General features: G+C 39.5%; 15 protein-coding genes. 2 read left to right on the plus strand and 13 right to left on the minus strand.

Translation table 11 applies throughout. From position 1 onward, the window contains the following. Window positions 1–9: 9 nt before the first annotated feature. The 10 genes from ACFX4E_RS14235 to iolE all read right to left on the minus strand — a co-directional run bounded on the left by ACFX4E_RS14235 (window position 10) and on the right by iolE (window position 12,398). Window positions 10–1,197 (minus strand): MFS transporter, encoded by a 1,188-nt coding sequence (locus ACFX4E_RS14235; RefSeq protein ID WP_377238545.1) that lies wholly within the window; start codon window positions 1,195–1,197, stop codon window positions 10–12. A 113-nt stretch (window positions 1,198–1,310) separates the two neighbouring features. Continuing rightward, window positions 1,311–2,768, minus strand: a complete 1,458-nt coding sequence (locus ACFX4E_RS14240; protein ID WP_088567568.1) for a CoA-acylating methylmalonate-semialdehyde dehydrogenase — start codon at window positions 2,766–2,768, stop codon at window positions 1,311–1,313. 24 nt (window positions 2,769–2,792) lie between these two features. After that, entirely contained in the window at window positions 2,793–3,800 is a 1,008-nt protein-coding gene (iolC, locus tag ACFX4E_RS14245) for a 5-dehydro-2-deoxygluconokinase (protein WP_098334261.1), read from the minus strand. Window positions 3,801–3,815: 15 nt separating this feature from the next. Further along, the gene (gene iolB, locus ACFX4E_RS14250; protein ID WP_377238546.1) at window positions 3,816–4,634 is read right to left on the minus strand and encodes a 5-deoxy-glucuronate isomerase; all 819 of its coding nucleotides are present in this window, start codon (window positions 4,632–4,634) and stop codon (window positions 3,816–3,818) included. Window positions 4,635–4,729: 95 nt separating this feature from the next. Beyond that, entirely contained in the window at window positions 4,730–6,652 is a 1,923-nt protein-coding gene (gene iolD / locus ACFX4E_RS14255; RefSeq protein ID WP_098334259.1) for a 3D-(3,5/4)-trihydroxycyclohexane-1,2-dione acylhydrolase (decyclizing), read from the minus strand. A gap of 596 nt (window positions 6,653–7,248) precedes the next feature. Continuing rightward, window positions 7,249–8,004 carry a DeoR/GlpR family DNA-binding transcription regulator gene (locus ACFX4E_RS14260; protein ID WP_098334258.1) on the minus strand — a complete coding sequence of 252 codons (756 nt, stop codon included), beginning with the start codon at window positions 8,002–8,004 and terminating at the stop codon, window positions 7,249–7,251. 295 nt (window positions 8,005–8,299) lie between these two features. Beyond that, window positions 8,300–9,139: a class II fructose-1,6-bisphosphate aldolase gene (gene fba, locus ACFX4E_RS14265; RefSeq protein WP_377259115.1), complete on the minus strand. Its 840-nt coding sequence runs from the start codon at window positions 9,137–9,139 to the stop codon at window positions 8,300–8,302. A 46-nt stretch (window positions 9,140–9,185) separates the two neighbouring features. Beyond that, complete coding sequence (gene iolI / locus ACFX4E_RS14270; RefSeq protein ID WP_098247921.1) at window positions 9,186–10,043, minus strand: 2-keto-myo-inositol isomerase; 858 nt, start codon at window positions 10,041–10,043, stop codon at window positions 9,186–9,188. A gap of 22 nt (window positions 10,044–10,065) precedes the next feature. Then, window positions 10,066–11,484, minus strand: a complete 1,419-nt coding sequence (locus ACFX4E_RS14275) for a sugar porter family MFS transporter (RefSeq protein ID WP_098247920.1) — start codon at window positions 11,482–11,484, stop codon at window positions 10,066–10,068. 20 nt (window positions 11,485–11,504) lie between these two features. Continuing rightward, window positions 11,505–12,398, minus strand: a complete 894-nt coding sequence (iolE, locus tag ACFX4E_RS14280; protein ID WP_377238547.1) for a myo-inosose-2 dehydratase — start codon at window positions 12,396–12,398, stop codon at window positions 11,505–11,507. 939 nt (window positions 12,399–13,337) lie between these two features. Here iolE and ACFX4E_RS14285 point away from each other — a divergent pair. Continuing rightward, entirely contained in the window at window positions 13,338–13,592 is a 255-nt protein-coding gene (locus ACFX4E_RS14285) for an HPr family phosphocarrier protein (RefSeq protein ID WP_377259067.1), read from the plus strand. 160 nt (window positions 13,593–13,752) lie between these two features. Then, complete coding sequence (locus tag ACFX4E_RS14290) at window positions 13,753–14,808, plus strand: NAD(P)-dependent alcohol dehydrogenase (RefSeq protein WP_098432395.1); 1,056 nt, start codon at window positions 13,753–13,755, stop codon at window positions 14,806–14,808. 80 nt (window positions 14,809–14,888) lie between these two features. Here the strand turns inward: ACFX4E_RS14290 and ACFX4E_RS14295 are convergent, their stop codons facing one another. The 3 genes from ACFX4E_RS14295 to ACFX4E_RS14305 all read right to left on the minus strand — a co-directional run bounded on the left by ACFX4E_RS14295 (window position 14,889) and on the right by ACFX4E_RS14305 (window position 16,135). Continuing rightward, window positions 14,889–15,278, minus strand: a complete 390-nt coding sequence (locus ACFX4E_RS14295) for a MerR family transcriptional regulator (protein ID WP_377259070.1) — start codon at window positions 15,276–15,278, stop codon at window positions 14,889–14,891. A gap of 248 nt (window positions 15,279–15,526) precedes the next feature. Beyond that, window positions 15,527–15,703, minus strand: a complete 177-nt coding sequence (locus ACFX4E_RS14300) for an aspartyl-phosphate phosphatase Spo0E family protein (RefSeq protein WP_230683488.1) — start codon at window positions 15,701–15,703, stop codon at window positions 15,527–15,529. Window positions 15,704–15,946: 243 nt separating this feature from the next. After that, window positions 15,947–16,135 (minus strand): hypothetical protein, encoded by a 189-nt coding sequence (locus tag ACFX4E_RS14305; RefSeq protein ID WP_013058178.1) that lies wholly within the window; start codon window positions 16,133–16,135, stop codon window positions 15,947–15,949. Between the last annotated feature and the right edge of the window lie 220 nt (window positions 16,136–16,355).

Here is a 16,355-nt window from a genome sequence, read left to right on the forward strand (position 1 = left end):
TTCCACGTTTTATTTTGCTTTAAAAACTTTATATGACGCTTCTTTCTTATCCCATGCCGCTGCAAAACCAGTAGCGGTTAACCCTAAGGCTGCTGCAAAAAAGAAGCCTGCTTTAAGTCCCGTCCAAGAATTTAATATTCCTGCAGCAAAAGGACCTCCGAATATTCCTAACGCATACAGCGCTTGGTAGCCTCCCATCGCCGTAGCTCTCTTTTCTGCAGCTATTCTTTCAATAGACATTCCTAGCATAAGAGGAAACACTAATCCTAATGAAAACCCGTTCACGCTTTGAATGATACAAAGCAAAAGTTTATTTTCCGTCATAGGAATCATACAGGTAAAGAATGCAGCCAGAAAAAAGGCGGCCTTCAAGATGCTCCATTTTCCAAAGCGCCAAACAAATAGCTTTTCCATAATAAGAGGAGCAGCCGCATGAGGGATCATAAAGGAAAAGACAATCAAACTCAGCTCGCTCTCTTTAAATCCTGCGCTTAATGCGTACGCAGGAGTAAAACCAAACATGGTCGTGAAAATAATACTGTGTGCTAGAATAGACAGCAGCGAAATTTTTAATAGCGACGGCTCTTTTATTACGCTCATTAATTCTCTAAGCTTCATAGGCGCTCTCTTTACGTTCTCTTTGGGCTCGTAAATGAAAAGAGAAAGAATAGTGCCTATTACACTCAAGATTGTTCCTATCCAAAACGGAGTATGCCATCCCCACTCACTTACAATGTAACCGCTTAAACTCATACCCAAAAGCTGAGCCAAAACTACTATAAACGAAATGATATTCATAGCACGAGTCGTTTTTTCACGTTCAAAATAGCTTGAATATAAAATCGTAAAGGCAACCCACGTTGCCGCTGCCAATCCAGCCAAGCAGCGTGATATAAACACCCCTATTAAGCTATCGGTCAACGAAAATAGCAGGCAGCTTGACATGCTGGCTATCATGCCGAAGATAACAAACGGTTTTCTCACTTTCACAAAGTCTGAAAAGATCCCGAGCGGAAGGCGACATAATAGCTGCATGAGTCCATAGCTGCTTAACACTAAACCAATAAAGGCATACTTGCCTCCCAGCCCTTCCATATAAGGAGACAAAATAGGTACGTAAATAAACTGCGAGAACCAAAAGATAAATGAAACGGCTGCAAAAAGATACTTATCTTTGACGGTACTTATAGCACTCAACTAATCACTTCCATTTTGTTACTGCGAAAAAAACGACTTTTATTTTTTTATACGATTGTACTACGGGGTACTAGCAAATGTCGCTAGTATCCCATCGTACGATAAGTAAATTCTTAGTAGCGTGCCGTAACCATTTTCTTTCTTGTGTAAAACTCTACGCCGTCCGTGCCGTTGGCATGAAGATCGCCGTAGAAAGAGTCTTTCCAGCCTGAGAATGGGAAGAACGCCATAGGTGCGGGCACCCCTACGTTCACTCCTAGCATGCCTGACTCAATATTTTCACGGAATTCACGTACGCTTGCGCCGCTGTCTGTATAGATGCAAGCTCCGTTTGCGAATCGGGAGTTATTGGCAACATCAATTGCTTCTTCTAACGTTTTTACACGCACGATAGAAAGCACCGGTGCAAAGATTTCGTCTTGCCAGATTTTCATTTCTTGTGTAACGTTATCAAAAATAGTGGGTCCCACAAAATAGCCGTTCTCTTTTACCGCGTGATCTTCTCGGCCATCACGAACTAAGCGAGCTCCTTCTTCTACGCCAGATTCAATATAGCTAAGCGTACGTTCTTTATGGTTTTCACGAATCACTGGCCCTAAGAAAACATCTTTTTCTAATCCGTTTCCAATGACGATGTTGTTTGACTCTTGAACAAGTCGTGAAATTAATTCATCTGCCACTCCTTCTTGCACCGTCACGACAGATGCTGCCATGCAGCGTTCACCTGCTGAACCGAAAGCAGCTCCGATAATTTGTTTTGTTGCTACGTTTAAATCTGCATCGTTTAATACGATTGAGTGGTTTTTAGCACCCGCTAATGCTTGAACACGCTTTAAGTTTTCTGTACCTTTTTTATACACATATTCAGCTACTGGCTGTGAACCTACAAACGAAATTGCTTTCACTAATTTATGTTCAAGAAGGCCGTTTACCACATCATGCGCGCCGTTGACAATGTTTAATACGCCTTTTGGCAATCCAGCTTCTTCAAATAATTCTACTAATCTTGCTGCTAAAAGCGGCGTGCGCTCAGACGGCTTTAATACAAATGTATTACCGCAAGCAATTGCAAGAGGGAACATCCAGCAAGGAACCATCATCGGGAAGTTGAACGGCGTGATCCCGCCAATAACACCGATTGGATAGCGATACATGCCAGACTCAATGCCCGTTGCAATATCAGGAAGCTGTTTTCCCATCATTAACGTAGGAGCACCTGCTGCGAATTCTACACATTCAATTCCGCGCTGTACTTCTCCGCGTGCTTCATTAAAGCTCTTTCCGTTTTCAAGCGTCACAAGCTTCGCTAACTCGTCCCAGTTATCTACTAATAGCTGCTGATATTTAAATAGAATACGTGCACGTTTTGGCACCGCAGTTTTTGCCCATCCTTTGAAGGCTTCATTGGCAGCCTGTACCGCTTGATCTACATCTGCTTTTGTGGAAAGAGGTACCTCTGCAATGACTTCACCCGTTGCAGGATTATAAACTGGTTCTGTCAGACTTGTCGATGAATCCACCCATTCGCCGCCAATATAGTTTTTTACTGTTTTTACTGTTGTTTGTGTCATGTTCATTCTCCTCTCAATTTTTGATTACGCTTGTTGCAGAACTTCTTCGGCTGTCTCCATAAACTGCTTAATTTCTTCTACAGTTGGCATTGCATCTGAAGAACTGTGTTTTGAAATAACGATGGAAGCAGAAGCACCGCCAAATCTCATCGCTTCAGGAATTGTAAACCCTTGCATTAACCCGTAGATAAAAGCAGATGCGTAGGAGTCGCCAGCTCCAAATGTTTTAAGCACTTTCGTTTTAAAGATGCCGCCTCGATGAGACTGGCCGTCTTTTGTATAAGCAATCGACCCTTCCCCTCCGTGCTTGATTACGACAATCTTAGCATGATGGGAAAACCATCGTTCAGCTGTAACTTGATCATTTGATTCTTCATAATTTAAAAGCTTTTCCATCATATCGAATTCTTCTCGCGTACCGATAATTACGTCTGATTTTTCTGCCGCTAAATTATAGTAGACGGCAGTCTCAGCTTCTGATTCCCACGTATACGGCCGGTAGTCGACATCAAAGAATACGACTACGCTATGTTTTCTGGCGTATTCAAGAGCAAGAAACACGGCTTCTCTTGAAGGACTTTTAGCAAGAGCTGTTCCAGAGATAAGCAGCGCTTTTGATTGCTTAATATACTCTTCAGAAACTTCTGTTGGATGGAGCTTTAAGTCTGCCACGTTATCACGGTACATCAGGATGCTGCACTCTTCAGGACTTTTAATTTCAGTAAAGGCAAGTCCCGTTACGGCTCCTGTTTGATCAACTACAATGCCTTCAGTGTTAATGTTATTTTGATTTAAATATCTAGTGCTGAACCGCCCCATTTGATCATCTGACACTTTTCCAATAAAGCCTGTCTTCATTCCAAGCCTTGAAAGACCAATGGCGATATTAGCAGGAGATCCTCCTACGTATTTTGTAAACGTCATCGTTTCTTCCATCGGGCGATTAAATTCATTTGCATTTAAATCGATGCAAAGCCTTCCTACTGCAAGAAGGTCAAATCGCTTTTGTGAATCAAATGTTAAATAACTCATACTCGCGTCGTCTCCTTACTTTAATGCTAATTTTTCTTCCATAATCCATTCATGATCTTTACTATTATTAAATTTCCATGTTCGCACAGGACCAGCCATGACGTTTAAATAATAAACTTCATAACCTGGAGGCGCAGATACCGGGTGGTACCCTTTAGGAACTAAGACTGCATCTCCATCTTTAATGACCATTGTTTCATCTAGAGATTGGTCGTCCGTATATACTCGTTGAATCGCAAATCCATGGCCTGGGTTGACTTTATGGTAATACGTTTCCTCTAAATACGATTCATGCGGCAAGTTGTCTTGATCGTGCTTATGAGGAGGATAGCTTGACCAGTTTCCTTCCGGCGTAAATACTTCCACTACCAGCAGACTATCGGCCGCCTTTTGTTCCGGAAGAATGTTATGGACTTGTCTCGCGATATTTCCTGCTCCGCGATGCTCTACGCCCACATCCTGCGGTGTAATTAAACGAGCAGGGTATGTACCTTTTCCAGGCGCTGCGCATACCGCAATTTCCAAGTCGGTTACAGCTTCTACTTCATAGTGATCATCATTCGATACATATATGGAGTACGGAGGGGTTTTTTCAAAGATATTCATTCGCTGTCCGATGTTTTCCCATTTCTCTTCTTTTGTCGAAACGTTGGACTTACCGGTTAAAATCACAATACAAATCTCTTGATTTTTCGTGTTTTTTTTAAGTGTTTGACCTTTTTTTAATGAGTAAACGTCAAAGCCAATGTACTCCCATCCTGCAGATTGTGGGGTGATGCTTAGTACGTTTCCATCACTGTCAGCTGTTTTTGTTGGTACGATTAAATCAGCCATTCCTTTCCACACCTTTCTATTTCTTATTTTTTAGCGTGTTTATGCTAGGGACACTCTTTAATCAAGCAAATTGGATATTCTAGCTTTTTAAAAGATTAATATTTTCTTGCTTTTTGTAACTGGCTTTCTTTGCCTTCAAACGCCGTTTGAACGTTTGAACTTTCAGATACGGCTGCTACTCCTACATGCCACCAAGAATCGTAGCCGTCCGTCATTGTTTTTGGAAGAACTTTAATGTCAATCAGTGTACTGACACTTTGTTTTTTTGAATCTTCAATGGCATATTCAAGTTCTTCCATCGTATACACTTCGTATGTTTTGGCTCCATACGCAGCTCCAGATTGAGCAAAGTTGATGCGCATAATATCTCCATCAAGCTGCCCCGTCCGCGGGTTACGAACGCGGAACTCTGTGCCGAAGCTTTCAATTCCATTATCCATCTGCAAGTTGTTGATGCAGCCAAAGCCGGAATTATCAAAAAGAACAATATTTATTTTAATTCCTTCTTGAATGCTCGTTACCAGCTCACTATGAAGCATTAAGTAGCTTCCGTCTCCTACCATTGCATACACTTCTTTATCCGGCTCAGCCATCTTAGCGCCCAAGGCAGAAGCAATTTCATAGCCCATGCATGAATATCCATATTCAAGGTGATACGTATTACGTTCATTTGAGATCCACATGCGCTGAAGGTCACCCGGGAGGCTTCCCGCTGCACATGTAATAATAGAATCAGGTGCAATTAGTTCGTTTACTTTACCAAGCACAGTCGTTTGGACAAGTTCGGTGCTTAGGCTATCTTTATACTCCGACAGGCTTTGATCAAAATGCCCTTTAATTTCCGGAATAAATTCTTCGCCTGTGTATGCAATATTTTTTAGTCGAGCCAGCTCTTGATTCCACTCTGATTTGGCTTCTTCAATTTCAGTTTCATAGTCTGATTTATAGCCTTCTAATGCAGACGAAAGAGCTTCAAGACCCACTTTGGCATCCGCGACAATTTTAGTAGCCTCCAATTTTGATGCGTGAAATTCAGAAATGTTAATGGTTAATACATCCGTCTCAGCGTAAAACAGCTTTGAAGAAGTCGTAAAATCTGTAAAACGTGTACCCACGCCAATAATTAAATCCGCTGATTGCGCTATTTTATTAGCAGCGCTATTACCCGTTACGCCAACTCCTCCTAGATTTAAAGGATGATTGCTTTCAAGACCGCTTTTTCCAGCTTGCGTTTCGCTAAATGGAATATGAAACTTTTCAGCAAATGCAGCAAATGCATTCGCAGCCTCTGAATAACGAACGCCGCCGCCTAAAATAAGAAGAGGCTTTTTCTTTGATTTAATTAGCTCCACTGCATTTCTGATACTTTCTTGCGAAGGTTCGCGGCGTTCAATAAGATGGGTACGCTCACGGAAGAAACTTTCTGGAAAATCCCACGCTTCACCTTGTACATCCTGCGGCAGCGCGATTGTAACGGCTCCTGTATCTGCCGGATCTGTTAATACACGCATCGCATTGATCATAGCCGACATCAGCTGTTCCGGACGGCTGACTCGATCCCAGTACTTGCTGACGGACCGGAAAGCATCATTTGTAGAAAGAGATAAATCATGCGTCTGTTCAATTTGTTGAAGAACCGGGTCCGGCTGGCGAGTGGCAAACACATCGCTTGGCAAAAGCAGCACCGGAATATTGTTTGCAGTAGCTGTCGCAGCCGATGTAACCATATTCGCTGAGCCTGGACCAACGGAAGAAGAGCAGGCCATGATTTGCTTTCGATGTTTTTGTTTGGCAAAGGCTACTGCAGCATGAGCCATTCCCTGCTCGTTTCTGCCTTGATATACTTCAAGGTCGCCTGGGTTTTCCTGCAGCGCTTGCCCAATCCCCACTACATTTCCATGTCCAAAAATGGTGAATACTCCTTTGATAAAACGCTCTTTTTTTCCATCAAACTCTACATATTGCTGATTTAGAAATTTCACTAAAGCTTGACTCGTTGTTAATCTTATCGTTTTCATATACCTTCCTACCTTATCTTCTGAAATTGATCACCATCAGATTGATTTTTCTACCCTTTTTTCACATTTTAAATGAAATCGATTTCATTTGGTGTGATAAATGAGGTTTTATCCTTTTACTTCCTAGCTCTTTCCTTTGTTTCAGCTACTATTTAGCGATGAGACAAACACTTTCATCCTCTGTACTTTTTAACGCTTGAAGATGGAGAAAAGCTCGAAAATTCATCATAAATTCCACTTTCAAATGAAATCGATTTCATTTGGTGTTAAAAAAATATTTTTCAAACTTCATCCTTAACTTTTCCATCATTTTTTTATGCTTTGTCTTACTTGTAAAACCAATTTTATTATACATGTAGCTCCGTTTGATGAAATCGATTTCATCTGGTTTTAGAAGCGCTTTCTTATCTATGAACCTAGTTTATAATATTCAGTTTACTTTGTAAACACTTTTTTAAAAATTTTGTTAGTTTATCTTTTTATCAACTGTAATCGCTCTCTAGATAAGCCCGATGTGAAGAAAAAAGAAAAGGCATACTTCTTTTGTATGCCTACTGGCTCTAAGGCTAAGCATATGTATAATCACTCAAAAACACTTATTCTTCCGCAAGGATAAGCGTAATCTCATTTTCTTTTGCATAGTGCTGATAGCTGACGTCCACTTTATCTGTAATTAAATAATCCACTTCATGCAGCTGACAATACGTAATCATTGCATACTTATCAAATTTTGTATGATCTGCTAATAAAAACACTTTTGTACTTCTTTTTATGACCGTTTCTTTGATTTCACTTTCAACGGGCGATGAATTGGTAACGCCATTTGATATGGAAATACCCGTAGAAGCCATAAATACTTTATCAAAGTTGTAATTCTTTACAGGATTGGTATGGTTAAAGCTTGAAAATGATTGAGTTTCACGCTCAAGATAGCCGCCCGTAGAAATTACTTTTAGCGCATCAAAAGGCAAGGCTTTAACTATAACATCTAAACTATTTGTAACAATCGTTATCGATTTGTCTTTTAGAAATTCGATCATTTCTAACGTGGTAGTTCCTGAATCAATAAAGATGACGTCTCCGTCTTCTACATACTGAGCTGCCGTTTTGGCAATTAAACGCTTTTGAAACTGATTTCTTGTTTGTCTTTCATTAAATGATTCAAGCTTCACGTGATTAACGGCTACTCCGCCATATACTTTTTTAATATGCCCTTCATCCACTAACTTTTGAACGTCCCGTCGAATCGTGTTTTTGGAGACTTCAAACACTGAAACCAAATCATCTAATGAGACAGATTCATGTTCAAAAACATACTCTTGAATTTGTTGAATCCGCTTCGTTTTTAACATTTCTACCTCCCTCGTTTACCTTTCTTTTCGCTTTTTTATTACTTACTATTATAACCTTTGCAAAAGGCATTTTCTAGAAGAGTAACTGCTAAAACAAAGAGAGATTGAGACATAACTCCATTATTTCCAGCTAAAGACAAACAAGTTAGATACATAACATAAGCTAGAAGCAACTCAATCGATTAAATTCCTACCAAAGAAAAAATCCGAACGAGCTGGATTTTCCATCAAGAATTTCCATTCATCGTTCGGATCTTGCTTCAACTGTAATTCGTTTGTCTCAGCCTCTTTTTTATTAAGCTTTATGACTTGTATGAAACTCTCTCATTTTCTCTTTTACAGTCGCCATAACCGCTTCTTTTCCCGGTGTAAGAATGATTCGCGGATCATACACGTCACTGTCGCTTTCCAACATGTGACGGACAGCGCGCGCCCAAGCCTGAAGGCACTCAGTGTTCACATTAATTTTTGCATGCCCAAGAGCTATTGCTTTTTGAATTTGGTAGTTTGGTATACCAGAACCTCCGTGTAACACCAGCGGCACATCTGTTAAGTCAGCTATTTCTCTCATTTCGTCAAAGCCCAGCTGCGGTTCGCCTTGGTACTGTCCGTGAACTGACCCTAAAGCAGCTGCCAACGCATCGACTCCCGTTTCTTTTACAAGACGCAGACATTCAGCGGGATCAGCGTACACAATGTTGCCAACAAGCCCGTCTTCCATTCCTCCGACTGTTCCCACTTCAGCTTCAACTGAGACATATTGAGCACCAGCATAGTCTACTACTTGCTTAGTCATGGCAATATTTTCATCAATTGGGTAATGAGAACCGTCAAACATGACCGAGCTAAATCCAGCGTCGATAGCTTTTTTACATCTTTCTACACTCATACCGTGATCTAAGTGAAGCGCGACAGGAACAGTAATATTCATTTCTTCTAACAAACCTTCGATCATGCCTACAATGGTTTTAAATCCGCCTAAATAGTCCACAAGCCTGTCTGAAACGGCTGCAATGACAGGCGCTTTTTCCTCTTTGGCAGCTTGTAGAATAGCCTGTGCCCACTGCAGGCTGTTAATATTATACTGACCAACCGCATAGTTTCCTTTTTTAGCGGCATGAAGCATATCTTTCATTGATACTAGTTTTGAAGATACTAACGTCACTGACTGACACTCCTTATCATGAATATGATTTTGTTGTTTGAAAGCTGTAGTATTCCGAGATAGCCTTAACGGTTGTCTCTTTAGCCGTCTTAATTGCTTCTTCCGCGTTTAATTGATAATATTCAGGTCGGAATAGCTCTACAGATACCGCGTCATTATAGCCTTTTTCTTTTAATGTTGAGAAAATAGCATCTAAATCAATCGCTCCTAGACCTGGCCATACTCGGTCTTCATCTGTTAAGAAGCCAATAGGAAAATCTTCCGTGTCATCAATATGAACGATAAATATTTTAGAAATATCCGCTTGTTTTAAGTCTTCCAACTTTGATCCCATCGCATGGAAGTGGAAGCAGTCAAGTACTAATCCTACGTTATCTCGGTTCACCGTTTGCACAATGTCATACGCTTGATCAAACGTATTAACCGTACACTGAGGGTGTCCTACAAACTCAACGGCGATTTTAACTCCGTAAGGTTCAGCCAATTCCGATAATTCATTCAGCACTTGTACGCAGCTATTTTTAATTTCTGCTTTTACGATTTTTTGTTCCGTTACTAAAGGAACGGCTACGATATAGGGAGCACCTATCTTTTGAGCGGTTTCTAGCATACTCTTAAACTCTTCTATCACTTCCTGGTACTCTTTTCCACTGCGGTTATTAAAGAAAACTAAAGCGTTCAGTGCTAGCGGTTTAATATGATTTGTATTAAAAAACTGCGCTAAATCATCCATTGAGTGACTTTCTAAATACTCAGGGAGTTTATCCATCGTGCGAATTTCGATATAATCATATCCGTGCTTGCTGCAATATTCAAGGTCCTTTACAAGATTTGAATTTTCTAATGTTGTTGCTTCATTAAAACATAGTTTCATAATGATTCTCTCCATTCTTTACTTAAATAATTTTATTGTCATTCATGACGTCAGCGTCTTCATTATCATAGCTGCGGAACCTTTGCTCCAGTTCTTCAAGCGTAAGCCCTTTTGTTTCCGGTAAAAACTTTTTAACAAATAAAATCGCTCCGATTCCGAATACAACAAAGACAAAAAACGTAGTGGATAAGCCAATGCTGGCCAGTAAAACAGGAAACGTTAAACCTACAAGGAAGTTAATTCCCCACAGACAAAATACGGTAACACCCATCCCTAAGCCTCTTAATCGTAATGGGAAAATTTCTGAAAGCATTAGCCACGTTACCGGAGATATAGCTCCTTGCTGAAATGCGAGGAACGTAATCGTTAGTGCTAATACGATATATGGAAGTGCCGCGGACCCTTCAAATACAAGAGAAAATATACCAATCAGCAGCAGGGCAGTAGTCGTTCCTACCAACCCTGTTATAAGCATTGGTCTGCGTCCAACTTTACCTAGCAGCCAAATCCCTACAAACGTTGCTAAAACGGAGATGACCCCATTTCCGATATTTCCAATAAGGGCAGCTTCTGTTTGAAAACCTGCGTCTTTTAAAATTTCAGTGCCGTAATACATGATGGAGTTTACGCCGGTAATTTGCTGTACGACAGCAATTCCAATACCAAGGAAAACGACTCTTCGAACCCACGGAGTTGTTAAGTCTTTAAACGTTGCTTTTTCCATTTTCGCTTCTTGCTCGTAAGCGCTCTCAATCTCCTGCAGCTCTGATTTGGCTCTTTTACTTTCTCGTATCTTTTGAAGAACCGTTAGCGCTTCGTTATTTTTCCCTTTTGACACAAGCCAGCGCGGACTTTCTGGTACTCTAAGCATGCCAAAGAATAAAAAGACAGCTGGAATGGCAGCGATTGGCAGCATATATCGCCAAACGTGAGGGTTTTCTCCTAGCATATTTCCGATAATCGCGTTAAACGTAAAGGCAAGAAGTTGACCAGTAACAATCATAAGTTCATTTTGAGTTACCATTTTCCCCCGGCTTTCAGCTGGTGACATTTCTGCTAAATATGTCGGTACGGTAACAGATGCGCCCCCTACAGCAAGCCCTAATAGGAAACGGCAAAGAATCATAACGGCTGCGTTTGGCGAAATTGTACATCCAATTGTGGAAACAAAAAATAGAATGGCAAGATACAGAATCGTTTTACGCCGCCCGTTATAATCTGCTAGCCTGCCGCCTACTACCGCACCAAACGCAGCACCAAATAACAGAGCACTCGTCACAAGACCTTGAGTAAAAGAGTTGAGATTCAATTGATCAGATTCAGACATATAAGGCAGTGCCCCATTAATAACTCCCGTGTCATATCCAAAAAGCAGTCCGCCAAACGTAGAAACTAAAATGATCGTACGTAAAAATGAATGTTGATTTCCCTGTTTACCCATGCTAATTCCCCCGTCTTATTTTAAGAATGAATAACTAACTTTTCGTTAATGTACTTTCGGGCCATTAAAGCATATTCCAATGGATGTGCAATAGAAGGGTCCTGTTCCGCCTCCACTACAATCCATCCTTTGTAATTGTAATCAACTAACGCTTTATACACGTTTGTAAAATCTACACATCCATCACCAGGAACGGTAAACATACCGGCTAGAAACGACTGCAAAAATGACTTTCCTTCTTTTTTGCACTGCTCCAGCACGTTTCTTCTTGCATCCTTAAAATGAACGTGTTTAATACGATCTATATGTTTATGTAATAGCTCCATATAGTCTCCGTCAGAAACGTAAATATGTCCCGTATCATATAAAAGATGAACATGATTTGCGTCGGTTCCTTCCATTAATCGATCAATTTCAGCTAATGTTTGTACACCTGTTCCCATATGGTGATGATAGACAAGACGTAAACCGTATTCTGCTGCGATTTTTCCCAGCTCATTTAATCCTGCACATAAAGCTTCCCATTCTTGATCACTGAAATAAGGTTTTTCAGCAAAAACATTTCTTTCAACCCCTTGAACACTATAAGTTTGCTCAGATACGACCGCCACATCAGCATGCACTTCCTGCAGATACTGACAATGTTTATGAAATAAATTTGACGTCTCCTCTATCCCATCACGAATGATAAAACTGCTAAACCATTGACCTGCAATTTTTAAATTTCGAAGCTCAAGCTCTTTGTTTAATATGCTTGGTTCAGGAAAAAAACCTCCCACTTCCGTTCCTTGAAAGCCCGCTACGACGATATCGCTTAACAGATGCTGCAATGTGTTTTCTGCACCAATTTCAGGAATATCGTCATTTCTCCAGCCGATTGGAGCAATTCCCCACAGAATATTTTCTTCTCCCATTTTGATTCCTCTTTTCCCCTTATTGTGTAATGCTGCCTCACTAGAAATAGATAGTGATAAAACTTACCAATCCTATAACCCTGCAAATGAAATCGATTTCATTTGTAGATAAAAAAACTCGTTTGTTATGTGTTGGTTAAATATTGGTTAAGTTTGAATTAATATTAATATTAAAAACGCTTTCAGTCAATAATAAAATTTCAGAATTTTTTATACACTGCAATTACCTAAAAGCTCATGCCTTCTAAAAATGCTAGTTATAAAAGATATCGTATCCACTTATATAACCACATAAAAAAGCTTTATCTACTGTTATCTCAACAATAGATAAAGCTTTTATGAGTAAAGTTATATTTCTTATTTTAATAGTATGATTATTTAGTATGAATTTATGGAATAGATTTATAAAAAAATGACCTGCGCCTTTTTATAATCAGTTTCCTTTTACTTTTATAATAGCTTCTCCGTAGCTTGTCATTGACGTTTTAAATTCAGTTATGAACTTCTCTACTTTTGAAATAGATTTTTTCATTTCATCGTCCCCTTTGCCTCTTATATAGCTCTATTATCAACAATTGTCTGCTGTTTGACAAAGTCAGTGGAAACGGAAACATTCCGCATGAAAACGTACACATATCTGTTAAAAGAGGCAAATCTTCTTATTTGCTTAGTATTTCATCATTTTTCTTTCTTTTTTAGGGTCTCTTCTTACGTGTTTTGGTCATCCACTAAAAGAATTTATAAGAACTTTCTTTTATAATCGGCTTTACACTTCGTTTACATTCCCTCGTACTAACAGCAGGATCACTATGTGCATTAACATTAGCCTTACCTTTTCTTCTCTTTCCATTTTTTATCCAAATTACCTCTTGCCTTAAAGTTAACTTTAACGTTTAAGCTAGTTTTATAGTTTTTAAACTACAAAAAAGGGGAAATACAATGCTGATTAAAAGAATGACGGTGCAGCTTTCTGGAGGACTTCAAGCTAGACATACAGCTTTATTTGTACGTGAAACCTGTTCGTTTCAAAGTGATATTTTTCTTTCGAAAAATGGAAAATGTGTAAATGGAAAAAGCATCATGAAGGTCATGGCTTTAGCTGTTAAAAAAGGAGATGACATAACACTGCTGACAAATGGAGTGGATGAACACGCCGCCGCTCGCACCCTTGAAAAATTTCTTTTAACTAAATAGAGATAAAAAGCTGCTATGCTATCTCTTACTCTCTTTTTCATAAAATCATAGAAAGTAAAATTTTTTTCAAAAAAACTCTTGCTTTAAAGTCGACTTTAACGTTTAAGCTAGAGCTGTACTTTTAAATACATCAAATGACGAAAGGATTGTGTTTTTACTTATGTGTAATCAACATACAACAACATCACGTGTTCTAAGTGCGCCGCATGCAAAGGCAAAATTCGAGAACACGACAATTGAACGCAGAGAACTGCGAGCAGACGACGTTTTAATTGATATTAAGTTTAGCGGTATCTGTCACTCTGATATTCATAGTGCATTCGATGAGTGGGGCGGCGGAATATTCCCGATGGTTCCTGGTCACGAAATCGCGGGAGTAGTTGAAGCGGTTGGAGAAAGCGTAACAAAATACAAGGTTGGCGATCGCGTTGGCGTGGGATGTTTCGTTGACTCTTGCGGAGAGTGCGAGTACTGTGTGAACGGTGACGAGCAATACTGTACAAAAGGCGTTGTTCAAACGTATAATTCGTTGGATTATGACGGAAATCCTACATACGGCGGCTACAGCCAAAAAATCGTCGTAAAAGAAGGATTCGTTGTTCGTATCCCTGATAAGTTAAGTATGGATGCAGCAAGTCCGCTTCTATGTGCAGGGATTACAACATTTTCTCCGTTAAAGCACTGGAATGCCGGTCCTGGCAAAAAAGTGGCGATTGTGGGAATGGGCGGCCTTGGACATGTAGCGATTCAATTTGCGCATGCAATGGGTGCTGAAGTGACGGTATTGAGCCGTTCTAACAATAAAAAAGAAGAAGCTCTAAGCTTTGGCGCAGATCATTATTTTGCAACAAGTGATGAGACGACATTTACTGAATTAGCGGGTCGCTTTGACCTTATCTTAAACACGGTATCGGCTAACCTGAACGTGGATCAATACTTATCTTTACTTCGCGTAGATGGAACGCTTGTTAACGTTGGGGCACCGGCTAACCCAGATCAATACAGCGTATTCTCACTTATCACGGGACGCCGCAGCATTGCTGGTTCACTTGTAGGCGGCATTCGTGAAACACAAGAAATGCTTGATTTTGCGGCTGAACACGGAGTTGCTCCTATGATTGAAGTTATCGATGCGAAGCAAGTAGACGAAGCGTACGAGCGCGTTCTTCGCAGCGACGTTCGCTATCGATTTGTTATTGACATTTCCACACTGTAAATTTAGAGAAAAGCGGGCAGCTCATTGGATGAGCTGCCCCCTTTTTATTTCTTTATAAAATAAGAAAAACAACCGGTAAATTAGGCTTTAGATGAAAGTTGTTCCTGATACTTTTGTTCTAATTTATCATAGTAATCAATTTTTGTTTCCACTTTTCTAAAAGCTGCCTCCAGCTCTCTTTGTTTTTCCATCATTTTCTCTCTATGCTTTTCAAATATCTGCTTGCGCAAACCGATTGTATCATCGCCTTCTTGTGTTAATTCAACAATTTTACGTAATTCTAAAAGGGCAATATCCGTTTTTCGTAAGCAAATAATAAATTCTAACCACTCGATATCGGACTCGCTAAAAATACGATTTCCGTTCTCATCTCTTTTTATAAAAGGTAAAAGCCCTTGCTGTTCGTAGTATCGAAGCGTATGCGTAGGCAGCCCTACCTTTGCAGCGGCCTCTTTAATATGATATTCCATTCCACTATACCCTCCATCGCCATTCTTAGTACGGCGTTTGCTTTATGTATCCAAGCTTCCCTTTTTACGGGTGCTTTCAACTCATCTTCTAGGTTTCTACTATACGATATATATAGTAGATTCCGCTATTTTCTTTACTATGAGGTAACTGTATAAATAGTATTATAAACATTAAAGTAAACGTTAAGGCAACTTATAAAGAGCTGCCGTGAAGTCAGCAGCTCTTTTCATTTTTATATAAAATACGATTAATCTGCGGCCATCACTTTACTTAGTTCATTTAATAAATAATCAAGGGTTTGACTGATTCGAACTGTATTACGACTTGTAAGACCTTCTGTAAGTCCTAACATAACCATGTTCTCTCTTGCTGTTTCGATTTCTGTCATTAAGACTTGCATGACAACTCCTTTATACCACTTCACAGCTCATCACCCCTTTTTACTATACATATATCTCATATGCGGTAATCTTAAACCTATCATACAGGTTTTTGGGGGTGAATAGCGAGTTTTATAGCTTCAACAGTTGTATTTTTTATAAAGTAAATATACTAATATACTTATTGAAATAGAAAGTATCACTCCACTCTCTGCTCGAAATTAAGAAAAAGGCCTCCTAAATGGAGGCCTTTTCTTATTTCTTATAAAATAGTCTCATACAAAGCCTTAGCCTCTAAAATATTCTCTATAATACGAACCTTTCTCACACTCTATCTCATAGCGCAGCCTAGTTTGCTTTCTGTAAAGCTCTTCGGACAGCTCATTAAATTCACCTTCTGTGATAGATCCATGAATTAAATTGTTGAATAAATTATTAAGATGTTCAGTTAATTCTTGAAGTTTTTTTTCTTTCAATGAACGTCACCCTTTAAAATAATTTTCATCTTCTAAAATTATATCAAATAAAACGTTTTCATACGATATATTTTTTACTGAATTATCGTATTAAAGTGATGAAAGTATTTTTTAACGACCGAAAAAACAGACAAAGAGCTCAGATAAATCATGAATCACATGATTTCAGCAAAAAATAAGTGGATAAAGACCGGGGACAAAAAGGCAAATGGTATCAACC

Origin of the sequence: Priestia sp. YIM B13491 (assembly GCF_042787605.1) — a bacterium.
GTDB lineage: Bacteria > Bacillota > Bacilli > Bacillales > Bacillaceae_H > Priestia > Priestia megaterium_E.